This window comes from Streptomyces sp. NPDC001219 (assembly GCF_053597915.1).
This window is the reverse complement of sequence record NZ_JBSFJF010000049.1, coordinates 1-22,541: the sequence shown is the minus strand read 5'-3', so window position 1 is coordinate 22,541 and position 22,541 is coordinate 1. Positions and strand designations below refer to the sequence as shown.

Annotated in this window: 20 protein-coding genes; 13 read left to right on the top strand and 7 right to left on the bottom strand. The window is 73.3% G+C overall.

Annotation, left to right across the window (positions count from 1 at the left end):
- Positions 1–99 precede the first annotated feature (99 nt).
- Complete coding sequence (locus ACWC9R_RS26635) at positions 100–900, top strand: VOC family protein (protein ID WP_450735199.1); 801 nt, start codon at positions 100–102, stop codon at positions 898–900.
- Positions 901–971: 71 nt separating this feature from the next.
- Here the strand turns inward: ACWC9R_RS26635 and paaK are convergent, their stop codons facing one another.
- Positions 972–2,288: a phenylacetate--CoA ligase PaaK gene (gene paaK / locus ACWC9R_RS26630; RefSeq protein ID WP_450735198.1), complete on the bottom strand. Its 1,317-nt coding sequence runs from the start codon at positions 2,286–2,288 to the stop codon at positions 972–974.
- Between the two features lie 121 nt (positions 2,289–2,409).
- On the opposite strand from paaK, the gene ACWC9R_RS26625 reads away from it, so the two are divergent.
- Positions 2,410–3,108, top strand: coding sequence for an alpha/beta fold hydrolase (locus ACWC9R_RS26625; RefSeq protein WP_450735196.1), 699 nt, complete (start codon positions 2,410–2,412; stop codon positions 3,106–3,108).
- A gap of 116 nt (positions 3,109–3,224) precedes the next feature.
- A complete protein-coding gene (locus tag ACWC9R_RS26620; RefSeq protein ID WP_450735194.1) occupies positions 3,225–3,881 on the top strand; it encodes a chorismate mutase in 657 nt (218 codons plus the stop codon).
- Positions 3,882–3,941: 60 nt separating this feature from the next.
- Here the strand turns inward: ACWC9R_RS26620 and ACWC9R_RS26615 are convergent, their stop codons facing one another.
- Positions 3,942–5,570 (bottom strand): acyl-CoA synthetase, encoded by a 1,629-nt coding sequence (locus tag ACWC9R_RS26615; protein ID WP_450735192.1) that lies wholly within the window; start codon positions 5,568–5,570, stop codon positions 3,942–3,944.
- Between the two features lie 164 nt (positions 5,571–5,734).
- Between ACWC9R_RS26615 and ACWC9R_RS26610 the strand changes: the two genes are divergently transcribed.
- From ACWC9R_RS26610 to ACWC9R_RS26590, 5 genes are all read left to right on the top strand, one after another.
- The gene (locus ACWC9R_RS26610; RefSeq protein WP_450735191.1) at positions 5,735–6,535 is read left to right on the top strand and encodes a crotonase/enoyl-CoA hydratase family protein; all 801 of its coding nucleotides are present in this window, start codon (positions 5,735–5,737) and stop codon (positions 6,533–6,535) included.
- 215 nt (positions 6,536–6,750) lie between these two features.
- Positions 6,751–7,698 carry a Zn-ribbon domain-containing OB-fold protein gene (locus tag ACWC9R_RS26605; protein WP_450735189.1) on the top strand — a complete coding sequence of 316 codons (948 nt, stop codon included), beginning with the start codon at positions 6,751–6,753 and terminating at the stop codon, positions 7,696–7,698.
- Positions 7,698–8,747 carry a thiolase domain-containing protein gene (locus tag ACWC9R_RS26600; protein ID WP_450735188.1) on the top strand — a complete coding sequence of 350 codons (1,050 nt, stop codon included), beginning with the start codon at positions 7,698–7,700 and terminating at the stop codon, positions 8,745–8,747. The genes ACWC9R_RS26605 and ACWC9R_RS26600 overlap by 1 nt, the downstream gene beginning before the upstream one ends.
- Entirely contained in the window at positions 8,747–9,913 is a 1,167-nt protein-coding gene (locus ACWC9R_RS26595; protein ID WP_450735186.1) for a thiolase domain-containing protein, read from the top strand. The genes ACWC9R_RS26600 and ACWC9R_RS26595 overlap by 1 nt, the downstream gene beginning before the upstream one ends.
- Before the next feature lie 137 nt (positions 9,914–10,050).
- Positions 10,051–10,290, top strand: a complete 240-nt coding sequence (locus tag ACWC9R_RS26590; protein ID WP_450735184.1) for a DUF397 domain-containing protein — start codon at positions 10,051–10,053, stop codon at positions 10,288–10,290.
- A 91-nt stretch (positions 10,291–10,381) separates the two neighbouring features.
- On the opposite strand, the gene ACWC9R_RS26585 is transcribed toward ACWC9R_RS26590, so the two are convergent.
- Positions 10,382–11,122 (bottom strand): leucine-rich repeat domain-containing protein, encoded by a 741-nt coding sequence (locus ACWC9R_RS26585; protein WP_450735182.1) that lies wholly within the window; start codon positions 11,120–11,122, stop codon positions 10,382–10,384.
- 35 nt (positions 11,123–11,157) lie between these two features.
- Complete coding sequence (locus ACWC9R_RS26580) at positions 11,158–11,892, bottom strand: maleylpyruvate isomerase family mycothiol-dependent enzyme (RefSeq protein ID WP_450735180.1); 735 nt, start codon at positions 11,890–11,892, stop codon at positions 11,158–11,160.
- 203 nt (positions 11,893–12,095) lie between these two features.
- Between ACWC9R_RS26580 and ACWC9R_RS26575 the strand changes: the two genes are divergently transcribed.
- From ACWC9R_RS26575 to ACWC9R_RS26565, 3 genes are all read left to right on the top strand, one after another.
- Positions 12,096–12,704: a CGNR zinc finger domain-containing protein gene (locus tag ACWC9R_RS26575; RefSeq protein ID WP_450735179.1), complete on the top strand. Its 609-nt coding sequence runs from the start codon at positions 12,096–12,098 to the stop codon at positions 12,702–12,704.
- Between the two features lie 9 nt (positions 12,705–12,713).
- Positions 12,714–13,109 carry an ACT domain-containing protein gene (locus tag ACWC9R_RS26570; protein WP_450735177.1) on the top strand — a complete coding sequence of 132 codons (396 nt, stop codon included), beginning with the start codon at positions 12,714–12,716 and terminating at the stop codon, positions 13,107–13,109.
- Positions 13,110–13,207: 98 nt separating this feature from the next.
- A complete protein-coding gene (locus ACWC9R_RS26565) occupies positions 13,208–13,708 on the top strand; it encodes a hypothetical protein (protein WP_450735176.1) in 501 nt (166 codons plus the stop codon).
- Positions 13,709–13,795: 87 nt separating this feature from the next.
- Here ACWC9R_RS26565 and ACWC9R_RS26560 read toward each other — a convergent pair whose 3' ends face one another.
- Complete coding sequence (locus tag ACWC9R_RS26560) at positions 13,796–15,799, bottom strand: N-acetylmuramoyl-L-alanine amidase (protein ID WP_450735175.1); 2,004 nt, start codon at positions 15,797–15,799, stop codon at positions 13,796–13,798.
- Between the two features lie 334 nt (positions 15,800–16,133).
- Positions 16,134–17,270, bottom strand: coding sequence for an aminoglycoside phosphotransferase family protein (locus ACWC9R_RS26555; protein ID WP_450735174.1), 1,137 nt, complete (start codon positions 17,268–17,270; stop codon positions 16,134–16,136).
- A gap of 285 nt (positions 17,271–17,555) precedes the next feature.
- Between ACWC9R_RS26555 and ACWC9R_RS26550 the strand changes: the two genes are divergently transcribed.
- Positions 17,556–19,085: a DNA-binding protein NsdB gene (locus ACWC9R_RS26550; protein WP_450735173.1), complete on the top strand. Its 1,530-nt coding sequence runs from the start codon at positions 17,556–17,558 to the stop codon at positions 19,083–19,085.
- A gap of 173 nt (positions 19,086–19,258) precedes the next feature.
- Here ACWC9R_RS26550 and ACWC9R_RS26545 read toward each other — a convergent pair whose 3' ends face one another.
- The gene (locus ACWC9R_RS26545; RefSeq protein WP_450735171.1) at positions 19,259–20,722 is read right to left on the bottom strand and encodes a PP2C family protein-serine/threonine phosphatase; all 1,464 of its coding nucleotides are present in this window, start codon (positions 20,720–20,722) and stop codon (positions 19,259–19,261) included.
- A 310-nt stretch (positions 20,723–21,032) separates the two neighbouring features.
- On the opposite strand from ACWC9R_RS26545, the gene ACWC9R_RS26540 reads away from it, so the two are divergent.
- The gene (locus ACWC9R_RS26540) at positions 21,033–22,451 is read left to right on the top strand and encodes a HEAT repeat domain-containing protein (protein ID WP_450735169.1); all 1,419 of its coding nucleotides are present in this window, start codon (positions 21,033–21,035) and stop codon (positions 22,449–22,451) included.
- Positions 22,452–22,541: the final 90 nt, after the last annotated feature.

Here is a 22,541-nt window from a genome sequence, read left to right as displayed (position 1 = left end):
CGGCGTGCGTGAAGGGCGGCTGTCAGTGCCCCCTGCCATGCTGAGAAACGGCGCGCACACCGCCGTGCACGCCGTGATCCGTGCAACGGAGGCCCCGCCATGCTGACCACCGACTACGTCCCGGGCACCCCGAACTGGCTCGACCTGGGAGCCCCCGACATCGACGCCGCCGTCTCCTTCTACTCCGCCGTGTTCGGCTGGAGCTTCCGGTCGGCCGGCCCGGACGCCGGCGGGTACGGCTTCTTCCAGCTGGACGGCCGCACGGTGGCGGCCATCGGCCCGCTGATGGACGAGGGCGCCCGCTCCGCCTGGACGGTGTACTTCCACACACCCGACGCGGACGCCACCGGCAAGGCGGTGGAGCAGGCCGGCGGCGCGGTGCGGGTCCCGCCGATGGACGTCTTCACCGCGGGCCGGCTGGCCGCCTTCACCGATCCGGCCGGCGGCGACTTCGCGGTATGGCAGCCGGGAGACGTCCAGGGCCTGGAGCGGGTGATGGAGCCCAACACCCTGTGCTGGACGGAGCTGTACACCACCGACGCGGCCGCGGCGAAGGACTTCTACCGCTCGGTCTTCTCCTGGGACTGTCAGGACATGCCGATGGGCGGCGACCTCGTCTACTCCGTGGTGTCCGCACCGGGCGGCGGCCGGGGGGACGACTCGGGGCAGGGCGGCATCATGCAGCTGCCGGAGGAGAACCTGCGGGCCGGCTCGACCTCGGAGTGGCACCCGTACTTCGGCGTGACCGACTGTGACGCCACCTTCGCCGCGGCCACCGGCCATGGCGCCACGGTCCTGATCCCGCCCACCGACGCCCCCGGCGTCGGCCGGCTGGCCATGGTCATGGACCCGGCGGGAGCCCCGTTCGCGCTGATCAAGGGCGACCCGACGATGACCTGACCCGGTCCGGCCTGCGCATCCGGCCGCTGCCGCTGCCTCCCGCCGAGCGGCCCCGGTCAGGCCGACTGCCGTCAGGCGGTGTCCCGCGGCCGGGTGTCCACAATGCGCTTGATCTTGCCGACCGAACGCTCCAGGGTCTCGGGGTCGACGATCTCCACCGCGACCGAGACCCCGATGCCCTCCTTGACGCTGCGCGCGATCAGCCCGACGGCTGCCGCGCGTTCCTCGGAGGTCGCCTCCGCCCGGGCCTCGGCCCGCACCGTCAGCCGGTCCATCCGGCCCTCCCGGGCCAGCCTGAGCTGGAAGTGCGGGGCGATGCCGGGGGTGCGCAGCACGATCTCCTCGATCTGCGCGGGGAAGAGATTGACGCCGCGCAGAATGATCATGTCGTCGCAGCGTCCGGTGATCTTCTCCATCCGGCGGAAGGCGGGGCGGGCGGTGCCCGGCAGCAGCCGGGTCAGATCCCGGGTGCGGTAGCGGATCACCGGCATCGCCTCCTTGGTGAGCGAGGTGAAGACCAGCTCGCCGTGCGCCCCGTCCGGCAGCACCTCACCGGTGAGCGGATCGACCACCTCCGGATAGAAGTGGTCCTCCCACACATGCAGCCCGTCCTTGGTCTCCACACACTCCTGGGCGACGCCCGGCCCCATGACCTCCGACAGGCCGTAGATGTCCACGGCGTCGATCGCGAAGCGCTCCTCGATCTCGCGGCGCATCTCCTGGGTCCAGGGCTCGGCGCCGAAGACGCCCACCCGGAGCGAGGTCGTACGGGGATCGACGCCCTGCCGCTCGAACTCGTCCAGCAGCGTGAGCATGTACGAGGGCGTGACCATGATGATCTCGGGGCGGAAGTCCTGGATGATCTGCACCTGGCGGGCGGTCATCCCGCCGGAGGCCGGAACGACCGTGCAGCCGAGCCGCTCCGCGCCGTAGTGGGCGCCCAGTCCACCCGTGAACAGCCCGTATCCGTAAGCGATATGGACGGTGTGACCGGGCCGGCCGCCGGCCGCGTACAGGGAGCGGGCGACCACCTCCGCCCAGTGCGCCAGATCGCGCTCGGTGTAGCCCACGACGGTCGGGCGGCCGGTGGTGCCGCTGGAGGCATGGAGCCGGCGCACCTGCTCCTTGGGGACGGCGAACATCCCGAAGGGGTACTGGGCGCGCAGATCGTCCTTGACGGTGAACGGGAAACGGGCGAGATCGCCGAGCGAGCGGCAGTCCTGCGGATGCACCCCGGCCCGGTCGAAGGACTCCCGGTAGAACGGGACGTGGTCGTAGGCATGCTGCAACGAGGCGCGCAGCCGGGTCAGTTGCAGTGCGTGCAACGCGTCCCCGGAGAGCCGTTCCACCTCGTCGAAGGTCTCATGGCCCGTCGTCGCTTCCGGCATGGAGTTCACCGCCTCGTGTCCCTACCGATCATTCGGTAGCCGCATGCTGATCCAAGTAATCAGCGCGCGGCGAACACGTCAAGGGGCGTGGCGCAGCCGGCTCACGGGTAGCGTCCAGCGCATGAGTGACGTCCAGAAAGTGCAGGTCGGTGCGGTCCAGCTGGCATACCGGGTCTGGGGGGAGGAGGAGGCGCCCCCGGCGGTGCTGCTGCACTGCCTCGGTGAGGACGGCGAGGACTGGCGCGGCGTGGTCGGACGGCTCGCCGGCACCCATCGGGTGTTCGCCCTCGACCAGCGCGGCCACGGCCACAGCGACTGGCCGGGCGACTACGGCGTCGCGCAGTGGCGGGACGACGTGATCGGCTTCCTCCAGGCGCTCGGTCTGGAGCGGGTGACCCTCATCGGGCACTCGCTGGGCGCGCTGGCCGCCCTGCTGGTGGCGGCGGAGCGCCCGGAGCTGGTGTCCCAGCTGGTCCTGGAAGAGGTGCCCCCGCCGCTGCCCGCCGACCCGCCGCAGGAGGTACCGGAGCCGCCGCGCGGCCCGCAGCCGTTCGACTGGCAGGCCAAGGTCGCGGTGGTGGCGGACCGCAACGCACCCGACCCCGTGTGGTGGGAGGCGCTGGGGAAGATCACCGCACCGACCCTGGTCATCGGCGGCGGCGAGACCAGCCACATCCCGCAGGGACACCTCGACGAGCTGGCCGAGCGGATTCCCGACGCCCGGCTGGTCACGGTCGAGGGCGCCGGGCACCTCGTCCATGAGGAGCGTCCCGGGGAGTTCCTCGCCGCGGTCAACTCCTTCCTCGCGCCGCGTCCGTAGCCTGCCGCGCGGTGCGCGGTGCGCGGGGCCCGTCCGCCCGGTTGTGCCCTACGCTCGCCGCCGTACGCCCTCCCCGCGGCCCCTCTCGGGCCCTGAGGTCCGAGAAAGGCCCGACCGTGCAGCTGACCCCCTCGATCTCGCTACGGAGCGCCCTGCTCGCCGGTGTCGCCGTGACCGCCCTCTGCGCCGGTGCCCCGGGGGCCGTCGCGGCGCCGGCCGCCCCGTGGTCCGCGGCCGCCCCGCCATCCGTGGCCGGCGCGCCGGCCACCGCCACCGCGCACGGCCCGTACGGCCGGCTCCGGCCGCTCGCCGCGCTGTCCGCCGAGCGGCTGGCCACCGGTGATCTGGTGGCCGCGGCGAAGTGGGGCACCGGCGGGCCGGTCGACGACCCGGCCCGGGAGCGGGAGGTGCTGCGGTCGGTGGCGGCACAGGCCCGGGAGCTGGGCGCCGATCCGGCGGCCACGGTGCGGATCTTCCGGGACCAGATCGAGGCGAGCAAGGTCGTGCAGCGTGGGCTGCACCGCGTATGGGAGGCGGACCCCGGCCGGGCGCCCACCGAGCGGCCCGATCTCGGTGAGGTACGGAAGGAGATCAACCGCGTCAACGGCGAGCTGGTCCGGGCCATCGCCGCTTCCCCGTCCGCCCGTTCGGCGCCGTACTGCGCTCCGCTGCTGACCACGGCCGCCGTGCGGGTACGCCATGAGCGGCATCTGGACGGGCTGCACACGGCCGCGCTGGCCCGCTCCCTGCGGTCGGTCTGCGACGGGGGCTGAGGTCCGGGGTCGACGCACCCCCGGCCGGTCGGCCCGCCCGGTCGGATGGCCCCCGCCCGCTCACCCCGTCCGCTCGCCCGCCGCCACCGCCCTCGCCCAGCGGTAGTCCGCCTTGCCGCTGGGGGAGCGCCGGATGTGGTCGGTGAGGACCACGGTCCGCGGGATCTTGTAACCGGCCAGCCGCGTCCGGCAGTGGAGCTGGATCTCCGGGAGCGCCAGCTCTGCCGATCCCGGCCGGAGTTGGATCACGGCGGCGACCCGCTGGCCCCACCGCTCGTCCGGCACGCCCGCCACCAGCGCGTCATAGACGTCCGGATGCGCCTTCAGCGCCTGCTCGACCTCCTCCGGATAGATCTTCTCGCCGCCGGAGTTGATGCACTGCGAGCCCCGGCCGAGGACGGTGACGATGCCGCCCTCGTCGACGGTGGCCATGTCGCCCAGCAGCACCCACCGGTCGCCGTGCGCCTCGAAGAAGGTCTCGGCGGTCTTCTTCGGGTCGTTGTAGTAGCCCAGCGGTACATGTCCGCGCAGCGCGATCCGGCCCACCTCGCCGACCGTGACCGGCTCGTACGTCGCCGGGTCGACCACCGCCGTACGGGAGTTGACCTGGAGGCGGAAGCCCTTGTCGGGGCCGGAGTCCTCGGTGGCGGTGCCGTTGAACCCGGACTCGGAGGAGCCGAAGTTGTTGAGCAGCATGACGTCCGGGACCAGCGCGCTGAACTGGGCGCGTACGGTCTCCGAGAGGATCGCGCCGGAGCTGCTGACGCTGAACAGCGAGGAGCAGTCGGTGTCCCTGAGCGGCCCGCCGAGCGCGTCCACGAGCGGCCGCAGCATCGCGTCGCCGACCAGGGACACGCTGGTGACCCGCTCCCGCTCGATGGTCCGCAGCACCTCCTCGGGCACGTACTTGCGGTGGATGACCACCTTCTGGCCGAAGTGGAAGGCGATGAACGCGGTGAGGGTGGAGGTGCCGTGCATCAGCGGGGGCGTGGGGAAGAAGACCAGGCCGTCGCCCCCGGCCGCGACCCGCTCGGCCAGCTCCTCCGGCCGGCTGACCGGTTCGCCGGTCGGCGCCCCGCCGCCCATCCCGGAGAAGAAGATGTCCTCGTGGCGCCACATCACGCCCTTGGGCAGACCGGTGGTGCCGCCGGTGTAGATGACGATCCGGTCGTCGGCGGAGCGCGGGCCGAAGCCGCGGGCGGGGGAGCCGGCGGCCTCCGCGTCCGCGAGGGCGACGGGCGCGATCCGCGGCTCGGGGGCGCCGTCCGGCGGGGTGCCGACCCGGACGAGGTGCCGTAAACCGGGGGCCTGGGGGAGGGCGGCGGCCACCCGCGCGGTGAACTCCGCGTCGAAGACCAGCGCCGCCAGGTCCGCGTCCCGGTAGAGGTAGGCCAACTCCTCTTCCACATAGCGGTAGTTGACGTTGACCGGGACGGCGCGGATCTTCAGGCAGGCGTAGGCGGCCTGGAGGTACTCGACGCCGTTGTAGAGGTGCAGTCCGACGTGCCGGCCGGGGCCGATGCCGTGATCGGCGAGGTGATGGGCCAGGCGGTTGGCGGCGCGGTCCAGCTCCGCGTACGTCAGCCGCCGCTCGGCGCCGGTCCCGGGATGGTCGGCGTACACCAGCGCCTCGCGGTCGGGGACCGTGTCGACGATCGACTCGAAGAGGTCGGCAAGGTTGTACTCCACGTCTCCTCCAGACCGGGCGGGCGTCGGCTTGGCGGTCATTAGAGCGCCGCCGCGAGGAGCAGGGAAGGGCCCCGGACAAGAAATCTGACTGTCTGTCAGAAAAGCCTTGAAGTCGCCGTGCGGCTACTGCAACCTGTTCTCGTCGTGAGACGGGAGGACGGAACATGGGTGGTACGGAACATCTCTCGGTGGAGCGCGTCGGCGCGACACTGGTGCTCACCCTCAACCGGCCGGAGGCGAAGAACGCGCTCTCGCTGCCGATGCTGGTGGGCCTGTACGACGGCTGGATCGCCGCCGACGAGGACGACGCGGTCCGCTCCATCGTCCTCACCGGCGCCGGCGGCACCTTCTGCGCCGGGATGGACCTCAAGGCCCTCGCGGGCGACGGGATGGCCGGCGAGGGGTACCGCGACCGGCTGCGCGCCGACCCGGACCTGCACTGGAAGGCGATGCTGCGCCACCACCGCCCCCGCAAACCCGTGATCGCCGCCGTCGAGGGGCACTGCGTCGCGGGCGGGACGGAGATCCTCCAGGGCACCGACATCCGGGTCGCCGGGGAGAGCGCCACCTTCGGGCTCTTCGAGGTCCGGCGCGGACTGTTCCCGATCGGCGGCTCCACCGTCCGCCTCGCCCGCCAGATCCCCCGCACCCACGCCCTGGAGATGCTGCTCACCGGCCGCCCCTACACCGCGGACGAGGCCGCGCGCATCGGCCTCATCGGCCATGTCGTGCCGACGGGGACCGCACGCGACAAGGCCCTGGAGATCGCCGAACTGATCAACGGCTGCGGACCGCTGGCCGTCGAGGCCGTCAAGGCCTCCGTCTACGAGACCGCCGGGATGACCGAGTCCGACGGGCTGGCGGCCGAACTCGCCCGCGGCTGGCCGGTCTTCGACACCGCCGACGCCAAAGAGGGCTCCCGGGCCTTCGCGGAGAAGCGCCCGCCCGTCTACCGGCGGGCCTGAGCCTAGGGGGTGTCGTTTGGATCAGGGCGGATCAGGGAGCGGGGTCTGGTGCGTGCGATCGCAAGGCGGAGGAGGGAGTCGACGCGGAGCGGTTGGGGCCTCCCCTGCTCGAGCGAAGCCGAGAGCTTGGGGAGGAGTGACGACAACGCGGCGAGCGTGCGTGCCAGACCCCGCGAGCCCGCCATGATCCGAACGACACCCCCTAGGAGTCCCGTATGTCCGAGGCCCTCACGGCCCCCCTCGTCGTGGAGTTCCCCTTCACCCGCTCGCTCGGCCCCGTCCAGAGCGCCTTCCTCACCGGGCTGCGTGAGCGCACCGTCCTCGGTGTCACCGGGAGCGACGGCCGGGTGATCGTGCCGCCCACCGAGTACGACCCGGTCACCGCCGAGGAGATCCGCGAGCTGGTCGAGGTGGGCAGCCGCGGCACCGTCACCACCTGGGCCTGGAACCCGTCCCCCCGCCGCGGCCAGCCGCTCACCACCCCCTTCGCCTGGGTCCTGGTCCGGCTCGACGGCGCCGACACCGCGCTGCTGCACGCGCTGGACGCCCCCGGCCCCGACGCCGTGCACACCGGCATGCGGGTCCGCGTCCGCTGGGCCGCCCACCGCACCGGCGCGATCACCGACCTCGCCTGCTTCGAACCGGACGACCGACCTGGCAGCGACGGCGAACCGGCCCCGCACGGCGGGGAGTTCGCCGACCCCGTCACCGGCATCACCGCCCCCGCCCGGCTCGACTACACCTACGCGCCCGGCCGTGCCCAGTCCCGCTACCTCCAGGCCCTCGCGGACCACCGGATCACCGGCGAACGCTGCCCCTCCTGCCACAAGGTCTACGTCCCGCCCCGCGGCGCCTGCCCCACCTGCGGCCTCGCCACCGACACCCAGGTCGAGGTCGGCCCCCGCGGCACCGTCACCACCTTCTGCATCGTCAACATCAAGGCCAGGAACCTCGACATCGAGGTCCCTTACGTCTACGCCCACATCGCCCTGGACGGCGCCGACCTGGCCCTGCACGCCCGGATCGGCGGCATCCCGTACGACCGGGTCCGCATGGGGCTGCGGGTGGAACCCGTATGGACCGGGGACGGCCGCTTCCCCGACCACTACCGCCCCACCGGCGAACCCGACGCCGACTACGACAGCTACAAGGAGCTGATCTGATGCGCGAGGTCGCCATCGTCGCCTTCGGGCAGAGCGATCACGTCCGCGACAGCGCGGAGACCTCCGAGGTCGAGATGCTGATGCCGGTCCTGCACGAGGTGCTGGACCGGACCGGCCTGGCGGCCCGGGACATCGGCTTCACCTGCTCCGGCTCCTCCGACTACCTCGCCGGCCGCGCCTTCTCCTTCACCATGGCCCTGGACGGCGTCGGCGCCTGGCCGCCCATCTCCGAGTCCCATGTCGAGATGGACGGCGCCTGGGCGCTGTACGAGGCCTGGGTGAAGCTCCTCACCGGCGAGGCGGACACCGCGCTGGTCTACGCGTACGGCAAGTCCTCGCCGGGCGACGTCCGCGAGGTCCTCACCCGCCAGCTCGACCCCTACTACGTGGCGCCGCTGTGGCCCGACGCGGTCGCGCTCGCCGCCCTCCAGGCCCAGGCGCTGATCGACGCGGGACTGACCGACGAGCGCGAGCTGACCGCGATCGCCGCCCGCAGCCGCGCCGACGCCGGCGACAACCCCCATGCCCAGCTGCGCGGCGCGGTCCCCACGGGAGAGCAGCTGGTCGCCCCGCTGCGCGCCGGCCACTGCCCGCCCATCGGCGACGGTGTGGCGGCCGTCGTGCTCGCCGCCGGTGACACCGCCCGCCGGCTGACCGACCGCCCCGCCTGGATACGCGGCCTCGACCACCGCATCGAGGCACACGGCCTGGGCGTCCGCGACCTCACCGACTCACCCTCCACCCGGCTCGCCGCCGAGCGCGCCGGGGCCTTCCAAGGGCCGGTCGACACCGCCGAGTTGCACGCCCCGTTCGCCTCCCAGGAGGTCGTGCTGCGCCGGGCACTCAAGCTCGACGCGCCGGACAGCACGGTCCGGATCAACCCGTCCGGCGGCGCGCTCGCCGCCAACCCCGTCATGGCCACCGGGCTGATCCGCCTGGGCGAGGCCGCCGCCCGCATCCAGAGCGGCGCGTCCGACCGCGCCCTCGCGCACGCCACCTCGGGGCCGTGCCTGCAGCAGAACCTGGTCGCCGTCCTGGAGGGTGAGTGATGAGCAAGGAGCCCGTGGCCGTCATCGGCATCGGACAGACCCGGCACGTCGCCGCCCGGCACGACGTCTCCCTCGCCGGACTCGTCCGCGAGGCCGCCCGGCGCGCCCTGGACGACGCCGAGTTGACCTGGGCGGACATCGACGCCGTGGTGATCGGCAAGGCCCCCGACTTCTTCGAGGGCGTGATGATGCCCGAGCTGTACCTCGCCGACGCCCTGGGCGCCGTCGGCAAACCCATGCTGCGGGTGCACACCGCCGGCTCGGTCGGCGGCTCCACCGCCCTGGTCGCCACCAATCTCGTCGCCGCCCGCGTCCACCGCACCGTCCTGACCCTCGCCTTCGAGAAGCAGTCCGAGTCCAACGCCATGTGGGGCCTGTCCCTGCCGGTCCCCTTCCAGCAGCCGCTGCTCGCCGGCGCCGGCGGCTTCTTCGCCCCGCACGTCCGCGCGTACATGAGGCGCACCGGAGCCCCCGACACCATCGGCTCCCTCGTCGCCTACAAGGACCGCCGCAACGCCCTCAAGAACCCCTACGCCCACCTCCACGAGAAGGACCTCACCCTGGAGAAGGTGCAGGCCTCGCCGATGCTCTGGGACCCGATCCGCTACTCCGAGACCTGCCCGTCCTCCGACGGCGCCTGCGCCATGGTCCTCACCGACCGCGCCGGGGCCGCCCGCGCCCCGCACCCGGCGGCCTGGGTGCACGGCGGCGCCATGCGCAGCGAACCCACCCTCTTCGCCGGCAAGGACTTCGTCTCCCCGCAGGCCGGCAAGGACTGCGCCGCCGACGTCTACCGGCAGGCCGGGATCACCGACCCCCGGCGGCAGATCGACGCGGTGGAGATGTACGTCCCCTTCAGCTGGTACGAGCCGATGTGGCTGGAGAACCTGGGCTTCGCCGAGGAGGGCGAGGGCTGGAAACTCACCGAGTCCGGCGTCACCGAGATCGACGGCGCGCTCCCCGTCAACCCCTCCGGCGGGGTGCTGTCCACCAACCCCATCGGCGCCTCCGGCATGATCCGCTTCGCCGAGGCCGCCCTCCAGGTACGCGGCCGGGCCGGCGAGCACCAAGTCGACGGCGCCCGCACGGCGTTGGGACACGCCTACGGCGGCGGCTCGCAGTTCTTCGCGATGTGGCTGGTGGGCGCCGACACGCCCGGCGGCTGACCGCGGCCGGGGGCGGCGCGCCCGGCCGGTGCGCCCGCCCCCGGATCACCACTCCACCGCCTCGCCACGTCCTCTGTCCGTCTCCGGACACAGTGGTTAGGCTGACCGCGGACGACGAACCGGGAGGTGCGGGACAGGTGACCGACAGCATCACGGAGCAGCGGCTCGTGGGTGGGCCCAGGCCCGATCTCGACCTGGCGCAGGCCGAGTGGCAGTCGAGCCCGCAGGGGGTGGGCGGTGTCCAGATCGCCTTCGTCGAGGGCTATGTCGCGATGCGCAACCGCCGCAGCCCCGAGATCCCGCCGGTGATCTTCACCCCGGCCGAGTGGCGCGCCTTCGTCCTCGACGCGCGCGAGGGCGAGTTCGACCTCACGTAGGGCGTGTCTCCCGCTCACCCCGGGCGTGTCTCCCGGTGTCTTCCGGAGCGCAGGACACGCCGTGACACCGGGACACGAGGGGCCGCGGTGGTCAGGTGAGCACCACGCACCCCCGCTCGCGGAGCGCCAGGACCGGTTCCGCCCCGTCCGGCACGGCGTTCCAGCGCAGATCGAGCTTCTCCAGCGACGGCAGCTCCGTGATCCAGGGCGGCAGCTCCGTGATCCGGTTGCCGCGCAGATCGATCCGGCGCAGCAGCGGCAGGCCGGACAGTGCTTCGGGGACGTGGCGGAGGGCGTTGTCCCGCAGTTCCAGCACCCGCAGCGCACCCAGCCCCGCGAGGCTCCCGGGCAGCGCCGTCAGCGCGTTGCCGCCCAGCCACAACTCCCGCAGCCGCCCGAGCCTCCCCAGCGACTCCGGGATCTCACCCAACTCCGCCCGCTGCACCCGGAGTTCGACCAGCCCGCTCATCCCGCCGAGCGCCACCGGCAGCCGCCCGAGCGGATTCTCGCCGACGTTGAGATAGCCGAGCCGGTCCAGCCCGCCGAGGCTCTCCGGCAGCGCGGTGAGCCGGTTGTCGTGCAGGTAGAGGAAGCGGGTCAGCCCGGTGAGTTCACCGAGTGCGTCGGGGAGCGCGGTCAGCGCGTTGTGGCCGAGGTCGAGGGTGTGCAGCGCCCGCAGCCGTCCGAGCGCCGCCGGGACCTCGGTCAGCGCGTTGTCGGCGAGGATCAGCACCTCCCAGTCCGTGCGCCGCCAGACCTCGGGCGGCACCGCCCGCAGACCCGCCTTCCAGAGGTTGAGTACGGGCGGTCGGCCGGGCTCGTCGTGCGGCATGGGCAGGATTCCTTCCGGAAGGCGGGGCCCGGCGGCTACGGCCAGTCGAGCAACTCGGGCAGCGGGGCCACCGCCCCCGACCGGCGGCAGTCGAGCGGCTGGTCCGGCCGGCGGCCGGCCAGCCAGGCCGCGAGACCGGTGAGCGGACCGCGCACGGTGACCTCCGGCGCTCCGTCGGGACCGTACCGCCGTGCCGGCGTGCCGTCCGTGGCCGTCAGGACGAGGCGCAGGTCCCCGGGGACGCGGGGCGCCAGGTGGTCCAGGAGGTGGTGGCACAGCTCCCGCGGCCAGTCCCGCGGGCCGTGGCCGATCCGCGCGTCCGCCGTGTGGATCTCCAACTCCCGCCACCAGGCCAGCAGTGCGGCGCGCAGATCGCCGTTGCGATGCGCCACCGGCCGCGACCAGTCGGCCGGCCCGACCGCCGCCCAGGCCGCGGACGCCTCGGCCAGCGCGGCCCGTACGGCCTCCCGCAGCGCCGCCGCGTCCCGCAGCGCTCCGGCCTCGATCGCGGCGGCGCGCGCCGGACGGCCGCCGTCGTACGGCTCGATCAGCTCACCGCGCAGTCCGTAGCGGGCCTGCCGGGCCAGGGCCAGACCGACCCCCTCGATATGCGACAGGACATGGGCACGGGACCAGCCGGGCAGCTCGCTGGGCTCCCGCGCCGCCTCGTCGGTCAGCGCGGGCAGCAGGGCCCGCAGCCGCTCCTGGCCCGCCTCGATCCCGGCCCATACCACCTCGGCCGTCCTCGCGTACTCCGTCGTCGTGGTCACCGCAGCTCCTTCGTCCTGTCGGGCGGCTCGGGGCCGCGCCCGTCCGGCGCCGAGAGGCCAGGCGTCTCACCGGGCGCCGGGCGTGGAGCGCATCCGGGCCGCCCGCCCGCGAACACCCGGAGAACGCACGGCAGTTGACGTAAGCCGGTCATGCCGCCCCCTCCACCGACTAATGGTTGAGTGAGGAAGCTACCATTAGCTCCATGACCGCACCACGGCTCGCCCTCGACCTCGCCGTCACCATCCGCCACGACGGACACGGAGGCGTCGCCGACGACCTGGCCGACCGGGAAGGGCTCGCGGCCTGGGCGCGCGAGAGGGCAGCGCCGCTGGACTGCGCCGGGCAGCCGGTCACCGTGGACGCGGCGCTGCACACCGCCGTACGGGAGGTGCGGGCCGCGGTCCGGTCGCTGTTCGCCCGCGCCGTCCGGCCGGGACCGCCCAGCTCCGCCGACGCCCACCGGCTGCTCCCGGAAGCGGAGGCGCTCGCCCGGCTGAACACCGCCGCGGCCCTGGTGCCCACCGTGCCCCGGCTCAGCTGGGAGCCGGACGCCCGGCCCACGCTCCGGCTGCACCCGGCCGGCTCCCCGCCGCCCGCCGACCGGATCGTCGCCGCGCTCGCCCGCGCCGCCCTCGCCTTCCTCGACGGGCCGGACCGCGCCCTCCTGCGGGCCTGCCCCGCGCCGCGCTGTGTGCGCTACTTCGTCAAGGACCACGCCCGCCAGGAGTGGTGCACCCCCTCCTGCGGCAACCGCGCCCGGGTCGCCCGCCACCACGAACGCCGCAGGGAAGGCCGGGACGGCGCCCCGTAGGCTGGTGCCATGACGGGTGAACGCGATCTCCGGACCCTGCTGAGCGCGATGCGTCCCGAACGCAACGAGGGCCGCTATGTCTTCGCCGGCGTCCCCGGCGCGGTCCCCGAAGGGCTGACGCCGGTGGTCACCGTCACCGAGCCCGAGGGCCGCACCCTCGTCGTCCACCAGGAAGAGGCCGACCGCGCCGGCCTGGCCTACGACTACGTCGCCGCCTGGATCACCCTCCGGGTGCACTCCGCACTGGACGCCGTCGGACTCACCGCGGCCGTCTCCACCGCACTCGCCCAGGCCGGCCTCAGCTGCAACGTCGTCGCGGGCTTCCACCACGATCACCTCTTCGTGCCGTATGCCGCGGCCGACGAGGCGCTGCGCCGGCTGCGCGCCCTCGCCGACCAGGCCTGAGACCACCGGCCACCGGGCGGCCGACGGCGCCGCGCACCGGGTGTCGCCGACCCCGACGTCGGCGCGGCGCGCCCGGCCGGGCCACGTACGATGGCCGCATGTCCTTCCTCCGCCGCCGCAGCGCAGCCACGCCCGCCGGGCCTGACTTCGACGTCCTCGCCATGGACCCCGGGGACTGGCCGGGCAACCTCGGAGCCGGGCTGCTGCCCGCGCCCGACGGAAGCTGCCAGGGCGTCTTCCTCCGCTACGACCTGTTCGGCGGCCGCGGTCCCGCGATGATCATCGGCAATCTGCCGGAAGGCTCCCCGGCCCGCGAGCTCGACGACGACCAGGTGCCCTTCGAGGTCGCCCAACTCCTCGCCGCGCTCGGCAACGACGAACCGGTGACGGTCGTGGAGACCGAGGACACCCCGGTGATGCACGAGGACAACCTGCTGATCGTCAAGCGCGTCAAGTGCTCCGAGAGCCGGATCTCCTGCGCCCAGTTCGACCGCAGCGACGGTGTGCTGGTCACCATCGCGAGCTGGGACCGGCCGATCACCGACGACCTCTACGCCCTGCTCAAGCCGCTGCCCGCGGAGCTCTTCCAGCAGGGCTGAACCCCGGCTCGGCACCGGAGCGGACACGGTCGCGCCCGGTGGACGGTTCCCCCGTCCACCGGGCGCGACGCGCTCACCCGCCGGCTCCTACGAACCCGAGTTCCGCACCTCGACATCGGCCGCCCGCACATAGCCGACCCGGTGCCCGAGCTGGATCTCGTAGTAGACGTCCTTGCCGCGCACGACCGCGTGCTTGGTGACGTCGAAGGTCGGTGAGTAGAAGTACTCGCCCCGCATCCGGCCCCCGACCGCGTACTGCTGCCCGGCGGTGAGCTTGTACGGTAGCGGGGAGACCGCCTGGTACGGGACCCCGGCCGGATAGGCCTCCTTCTCCGGGTACGCCCGGCCGTAGACCGGGATCTCCTGCCGGCCGTCCTTCGGCGTGACGATCTGCCCCTTGGCGTGCACCGCCACCGGCTCGTCCGACGGGTTGTGGAACCACGCCTTCTGCCCGAGGTACCAGATCGCCGTCCAGTCGCCGGTCCGGCCGGCCACCGCGAACCGCTGCCCCGTCGTGGCGCGGGCACCCGTGTCGTTCACCCCGGTCGTCGAGGCGCTGCCGTCCGGGTGCAGTCCGACGTCCTTGACCAGCGGCGCGTCCTCGTCCGGCGCGCTGTACAGCCGGACCGCCGTGGAACCGTGCGGCGCACAGGTGTCACCGGCCTTGGTGCAGCCCGTGTACACCGGCTGGTGCTCGTCGTAGTCGGGGCGGATGGTGACCAGTCCGCCTCGCTGGCCCGCGGTGGCCTTGAACGGCTTGCCCAGCAGGGTGAAGTAGTGCGCCCAGTCCCAGTACGGGCCGGGGTCGGTGTGCATGCCCGGGATCGTGGCCGTCGTCGTGCCGGGCACGTTGTCGTGCCCCAGGATGTGCTGCCGGTCCAGCGGCACGTCGTACTTGCGGCTCAGATACTTCACCAGCCGGGCCGAGGTGCGGTACATCGCCTCCGTGTACCAGGCGTCCGGCGCGGCCAGGAAGCCCTCGTGCTCGATGCCGACCGAGTGCGAGTTGATGTACCAGTTGCCCGCGTGCCAGGCGACGTCCTTGGTGGGGACGTGCTGGGCGATCAGACCGTCCGCGGAGCGGATCGTGTAGTGCCAGGACACATAGGCCGGGTCCTTGATCAGCTTCAGCGTGGTCTCCCAGGACCCCTCGGTGTCGTGGATGACGATGGCGCTGACCCGCTGGTCAGCGGGCCGGTCCGCCTTGTCGTGGTTGCCGTAGTCACCGTCCCCGAACTCCTCGTACGGGGCCGGGACCGACTCGCAGGCCACGTTCCGCGGGCACTCCAGCCGGCGGGCCGCGGCCGCCGGGGCCTGGGCGCCCGGCGCGCTGAGACGTTTCTGCTGCCCGCTGTCCGGTGCGAGACCCGGCGCGGCGGCCAGGGCGACCCGCTGCCCCGCGTCGGTGGTGCGCGCCTGGCCCTGCCGCATCACCGCGTACACCTCGTCCGCGAAGGCCCGGCCGCTGCGCGCACTGTCCTGGCCGCCGTAGCGCGCCACCGCGGCGTACCACCGCGCCGGGTCGGCGACGGCGGCCGTGCCCAGCTTGCGCTGCTCGGCGGCGAGCAGCGCCGCACCGCCGAGCACGTTCGCCGCCGGGTCGGTGCGCAGCTTCCCGGCCGGAATCCCGGTCAGCCGTGCGGCCGTCGGCAAGGTACGGAGCCGCGCGGGGAGTTCGGCGGGCAGCGCGGCCCGCTGCGCCGCGCCGGACGGCACCCGCTTACGGCCCCGTGCCGCGTCGCCCCGCGCGTCCTCGTCGCCCTCACTGAACTCCGGTGTCCGGGTCAGGGCCGTACGGGCGTCGGTCAGATGCATCGGACCGTAGCCGCCCGAGACGCTGGGCGCGCCGCCGTGCCCGTCCCAGCGCGACTCCAGGTACGAGACGCCGAGCAGCACACTGCGCGGCACATGGAAGCGGGCGGCGGCGTCGGTGAAGGCCTGTTGCAGCGCGTCCGTCCGGGGCTGCCCGGCCTGCGCGGACGGCGCTCCCGAGAGTGGCAGCAGCAGTACCGCGGCAGCGACGGCGGTGGCGGATCTCCGCAGCGCGGGGCGGCGGACTCTCTTCTCGTCTTCCGGGGCGGATTCGTGCAAAGCAACCTCCTCGAGCCGGCCCGAGCCGGGACGGTGTGACGGTGGGTGCGCAAACGGCCGCACGGGCGGGACCCGAGACTAGAGCCCCTGTCGGCTCAGAGCCATACGTCTGCCGACAGTCCGTCAATCACCATGCCCGTTCGGGATTCCGCATGTCAGGGCGTCTCCAGAGGAGCCTTCCCCCAGCGGTGCCGGGCCCGCGGAGCGTCAGTGGAATGGACCAATGACCCGGCTCCCGCGGACGGTAAGGAGAAGAGCCGGTGAGGGACCGGCGGACATGGGTGAGCGGCGCACCCCGTGCCCGGGCGCGCCGCTCACAGTCCCCCCTCGGCGGTCAGCGGGTGCCGACCGCCGCCCTTACCGCACGCCGCGCCATCTGGCAGTCGTCGTGCAGTCGGCGCAGGAGCAGCCGCTGCTCCTCGCCCGCCGCCGGTACACCAGGTTGTCCCGGAACCGGTGCGCCCGTCGGCGTGGGCTCGCGCATGGTCCGCTGGACCGCGGTCTCGTAGCGCCGGATCTCGCGGGTGAGCACCAGCATCAGATTCACCAGGAAGGCGTCCCGGGAGGCCGGTCCGGCGTTCTGGGCGAGCTGGCTGATGTGGCGGCGGGCCACCGGCGCGTCACCGAGGACCGACCACAGCGTCGCCAGGTCGTAGCCCGGCAGGTACCAGCCCGCGCTGTCCCAGTCCAGCAGCACCGGGCCGGCGGGGGACAGCAGCACGTTGTTCAGCAGCGCGTCGCCGTGACAGAACTGGCCCTGGGTGTGCGACAGACCGTGCATCAGCTTCTGCAGATCGCCCAGGTCCCGGTCGGTCAGCAGCCCCAGGTCGTGATAGCGGCCGATCCGGCCCGCGTAGTCCAGCGGGGTGTCGAACAGCCCGGCCGGCGGACGCCAGAGGTTGATCCGGCAGATCGCGCTGAGCGCTGCCCGCACATCCGCACGGGGCGGGGCCTCGGACGGGTGCCGGGTCAGGGCCGCGACCCGGCCGGGCATCCGCTCCATCACGAGCGTGCAGTTGTCGGGGTCGGCCGCCACCAGCCGCGGCACCCGAACCGGCGGACGATGCCGGACGAATGCGCGGTATGCACTTATTTCCTGCTGGAACCGCTCGGCCCAGGCCGGGGAATGGTCCAGTAAACACTTGGCGACCGCGGTCATCCGGCCCGTCGTCCCCACGAGCAGGACGGATCTGCCGCTGCGGCGCAGCACCTGCACCGGGTTGAACTCCGGGCAGATGCGGTGCACCGAGGCGACGGCGGCGCGCAGCTGGGCGCCCTGGGGGCCGGACAAGTCGAGCCGGCCGCTGAGCGGTTGGGCGCTCGTCCCCTGTACCCGCCGCGTACGGCCGCCGGGGAGACCGCTGACCGCGGTGCCCGCGGACGGTGACGGGTCGAGGTACGGCCCGCCTCCGGTCGGATGCGGGCGGTGCGGCCGGGTGGGGGTGGTCACGGCGGACGATGCTGCATACATGGGTGAGACAGATCCCTTCGTGCGCCGGCGAGTTGCGTGCGCTCCCCGGCCCGGTGGTGAGAACCCGTGAACGGGCCCCGTGCAGAAGGCCGATCCAGGGTCCCTGTGAAGGGCGCGCACCCTGGGGAATGCGGTCCCGCCACCAGGCCGGGGGCGGCATGTCTACAGAACACGTGGCTGCGGGTGGCAGACCATCTGGCGCAGGGTGGCGAACCCTGGCGAATGGACACAGCCCATGTCACCGGCCGTTACTGTCAACTCAGTCGAGGAACCTGGGGGCTTGACGTGGACAGGCAGCCGAACACCCGTCTCGCGGACCTTTTCGGCCTGGCCGGCTGGTCCAAGGGAGAGCTGGCGAGACTGGTCAACCGGCAGGCGGCGGCCATGGGCCATCCGCAGCTGGCGACCGACACCTCACGAGTGCGGCGCTGGATCGACATGGGGGAGACCCCGCGCGATCCGGTGCCGAAGGTTCTGGCTTCCCTGTTCACCGAGCGCCTCGGCCGTGTCGTAACCATCGAGGACCTCGGGTTCGCGAGAACAGGCCGCTCGGGGAAGCGGCAGGCCATGGACGGTCTGCCGTGGGCTCCCGAACGGACCGCCGCGGTCCTCACGGAATTCACGGGAATGGACCTCATGCTCAACCGACGCGGCTTGGTGGGTGCGGGCGCTGCGCTCGCCGCGGGTTCCGCACTCACCGGCGCCATGTACGACTGGCTGCACACCGACCCGACACCGGCCGGCGCCCCACGCCACGACAACCCGTTCGCTTCCGACTCCGTCCACGAACTCGACCAGATCGGCCTCGACCGCTATGAGGCGGCCCCCGTGGGGTCGCAGGAGATCGACGCCCTGGAGCGCTCGGTCGAGGTCTTCCGTGCCTGGGACGCGGCCCGCGGTGGCGGGCTCCAGCGCAAGGCCGTGGTGGGCCAGCTCAACGAGGTCGGCGGCATGCTCGCCTACCGCCACCCCGACCATCTCCAGCGCAGGCTGTGGGGAGTGGCCGCCAACCTGGCGGTGCTGGCCGGCTGGATGTCCCATGACGTGGGCCTGGAGCCCACCGCCCAGAAGTACTTCATCATCGCCGCCCACGCGGCCCGCGAGGGCGGCGACCGCCCCCGTGCCGGCGAGGCGCTCTCCCGTGCCGCCCGTCAGATGGTGCATCTGGGCCGCCCGGACGACGCGCTCGATCTGATGAAGCTGGCCCAGTCCGGTTCCGGCGAGGAGACCCTGCCGCGCACCCGCGCCATGCTGCACACCATCGAGGCCTGGGCGCAGGCGTCCAAGGGGCACGGCCAGGCGATGCGCCGCACCCTGGGCGAGGCGGAGGACCTCTTCGTCTCGGACAAGGGCGATGTGCCGCCGCCGAGCTGGATGCAGATGTTCGACGAGGCGGATCTGCACGGCATGCAGGCGCTGGCGTTCCGTACCCTCGCCGACCACGACGCCTCGGCCGCCCGGGTCGCCCAGCACCACGCCAAGCGGGCGCTGACGCTGCGGGAGAACGGCCGCCAGCGGTCGCAGATCTTCGACTACATCTCGATGGCCTCGGCCTGCTTCATTGGCAATGACCCCGAACAGGCCGACCGCTACGCCCGGCTGGCGCTGGTGTCCATCGGGGAGAACTCCTCGCACCGGACATGGGACCGGCTCCGCGAGATGTTCCGGCTCACGGGGCAGTACGCGAACTACGCCAAGATCCAGGACCTGCGGGAGGAGATCCAGCATGTCCTGCCGAAGGCGAAGCCCAAGTCGAAGGGTTCGGGCCTGGGCCCCGGTATCGGGGCGGGCGTCGGAACGAACCTCTCGGCCTGAGGCGGGCGGCGACGCGGAGGGTGACGGTGCGTCATCCGTCTCCGCAGAGGGCGAACCGTCCTCCGCGGCCCGGCCGCCTCAGCCCACCGACGGTCCGCCGACGGACGTCACCGGGGTAGCCGTCACGGCACCGGTCCGGCCTCGGCCGGCTCCGACACGCCCCCGGAGGTGTGTCAGCCGCCGACCCGGGCGACCAGCACACAGGCGTCGTCCTCGCGCTCGGCCGTGCCGAACTCCTCGACGACGATGCGGACGCTGTCCTGGGCAGTGCGCGCGGCGGCGAACCGCGGCGCCAGGGCAAGGAGCCGCTCGGCACCCTCATGAGCGGTGTCCGCGCTCTGCGGACGGCGCGGGACGAGGCCGTCGGTGTGCAGGACGAGGAGGTCGCCGGGTTCCAGCTGCTCGGTGTGCTGGGTGTAGGCCGCACCCGAGGTCGCGCCGAGGAGTACGCCCTCGGGCGGGTCCAGCGCGCGCCCCGTGCCGCCGCGGAACAGCAGCGGTGCGGGGTGCCCCGCCTGGGCCCACTCCAGCGTCCGCGCCGTGGGGTCGAACCGGCCGCACACCGCGCTGCCCAGCGCCGGCTGGGTCGCGGTGTCCAGCAGTTGGTTGAGGAAGCCCATCAGCGGGCCCGGCCGGTGTCCGGCGACCGCCATCCCGCGCAGCGCGCCGAGCACCATCGCCATCCCGGACGTGGCGGTGACGCCGTGCCCGGTGAGGTCGCCGACGCTCAACAGGGTGCTGCCGTCCGGGAGTTGCAGTGCGTCGTACCAGTCCCCGCCGATCAGGGCGCGGGTGCCGGACGGCAGATAGCGCCCGGCGAGGTCGAGGGCCACCGGGCCGCCGTGCGGGAACCGCAGGGAGCCGCGCCACGGCGGCAGCACGGCCTCCTGCAGCTCGACCGCAAGCCGGTGCTCGGTCTGCGCGATCTGCCGCTCGCGGTGCAGCGAGTCACGGGTCTCGTGTACCGCCTGCTGGCTGCGGCGCAGCTCGCTGACGTCCCGCAGTACGGCCCACATACAGGCGGTACTGCCGTCGGCGTCGAGCACCGGCTCGCCCACCATGTGCACCGTGCGCAGGCTCTCGTCCGGACGCACGATGCGGAATTCGCCGTCGATCGGCCGGCCGTCCACCAGGCAGTCCGTGACCATCGTGGCCAGCCCGTCCTGGTCCTCGGGGTGCACCAGGGACGGCAGCTCGTCGAGGGTGAGGGGGCCGTCGGACGGGGCCCGGCCGAACATCGCGAACAGCTCGTCGGACCAGCTGACCTCGTCGGTGAGCAGGTTCCACTCGGCGCTGCCCACCCGGCGCAGCAGCGAGCCCCGCTCATGGGGCGCGGGCTCCGGCGGGGCGGCCGGCGGCTCGTCCGCCGCCGGGTCGTCCGCACTCTCCGTGGGCAGACCCTCGCGCAGCTGGTCGAGATGGCCGCCGAGGTCGTCGAGGTGGTGCACCGCGAGATCGCACAGGGCGCGCTGCCAGCGCAGCTGGGGGTCGGCGGCGAGGCCGGTGTCCACCGAGGACTCCCGGCGGACCGCGTCGAGGCCGCCGCGCAGGCGGCGGGCCTGCGTGATGAGTGCCTCGACCGTTTCACGCTCGGGGGGCCGGTCGGCTGAGTGATCCGCGAAGAGAGGGGACGGCATGACGTACTCCGTGATCAGGCGGCGCCGGGCTGAGGGCCGGTAACGACTGTTGCACAGGCGGCGACGGTCCGTAAGGGATTTGGCACTACCCGATACGGTGGTGCACCCGGCATATGCCGCCGGCCCTGCTGGGGCAACCCCGGGGCGAATCGGCGGAATAACAGCTTCCACGCTAGGCTTCGGCCGCCGTACGCAGGCGTTCCCGTCGATCCATGGTGGGAACGAGGCATACGGCCCGCGGTCACCGGCAAGAATGCCGGTCAGCGGAAATCCCGTTGCCAGCCTGCCCCCCGCACCGGATGCTGACCTCATGTTCGATCCAGACATAGCGCCCAGTGGCACCCTGCTCGGCCTCCTTCAGCGAGGCCGCGGCGACGGGACCCTGCATGCCCTCGCGGCGCCGCGGGCCGAGGCGCTCGCGGCACTCAACGACAGCGTGCTGCGCGACCCCCGGCGCGACTGGCAGGTCGAGAACCGCTCGCTCTACTACGCCCGCCTCTACATGCAGCTCGACGGCGGCCTCGAGCAGATCGAACGCCACCTCTTCCACCCCGACGACCTCGTCGACACCGGCGAGGAGCGCACCGGCCTCGCCCTCGCCGTCCTCGGTCACCTCGCCGCGTACGGCAGGGACGCCGCCCGGCTGCTGCTGCGCAGCTACGCCGCGGCCGGCAGCAACTGGCGCTGGGCTCTGGACGAGCTCGCGCTGCGTGACGACGACGCCGGGCTGATGACCCTCGCCCACCCCGTGCTGGCCCGCTTCCCCGAGACCGAGCACGGCGAGGCCGAGCTGGCCGCCGCCGTCCGCGACGCCTTCGAGCCCCGGCCCTGGCGGCTGTGGGCCGAGGACCCCCGCTACGGCGCGCGCCTGGCCGCCGCCGGGGAACAGGGCTCCTTCGACCGCTGGCAGCGGCAGCTGCGGCCCAGCGGACCGCGCCCCGGCTGGAGCGTGACCGAGATCCTGGAGTGGGCGCAGCAGGGGCCCGGGCGGGAGCCCGCGGAGCAGCGGCACCACGCCGCGGCCCGCTGCCTGGGGGCCGTCGTCGGCCCCGAGGACCGCCCCGAGCTGCTGCGTGCCGCGCGCACCGGCCCCGACGCGGCCCGCGCCGCCGTGCTCCACCACCTCGCCGAGCGTGGCGACCCGGACGCCTTCGAACTGATCGAGACCGCGGTGGCCGACCCCTTCTCCTCCGAGCCCCTGGTCTCCGCCGCGCTCGCCGCGTTCACGCGGATGCGCAGTGTGGCCGCGGTCGGGCGGGCCCGCCTCTGGGCGGCGCGCGCCGACCGGCTGGGTGCGGCCGCCGCCGCGGTGCTCGCCCGCCGCGGCGGGCGGGCCGACGCCGAGCTGGTGCTGGCCGCGCTGCGCAGGACCGTACGCGAGGAGGGGCCGGACGCGGACGGCCTGTGGGAACTGGTGGACGGCACCGGCCGCCTCGGCGTCACCTGTGCCGCCCCCGTCCTGCGGCACATCTACCGAGAGACCTCCTCCTCCCACCTCCGAGGCCGGGCCGCCGGGGCGCTCGCCGCCACCGACCCCGGTTTCGCGGCCGGCTTCGCCGTCGAGTGCCTGTGGGACTGCGAGGAGTCCACCCGCGAACTAGCCGCTCGGAACGCTGCCACCGGCGACGACCGGGTCGTCGAACAACTCCGTCGGCTCGCCGCCGACCCCGCCGAGGAGGACGAGGTCCAGACGGCGGTCCGCAGCCGAATCGGACCCGAGGGGTCCTAGTGACCTGAGTCAGAGATTCGGTGGCAGTAGGCCGCGACTTTGTCGAGGATCTCGTCGGCGGTCTTGGTCCAGATGAATGGTCTGGGGTGG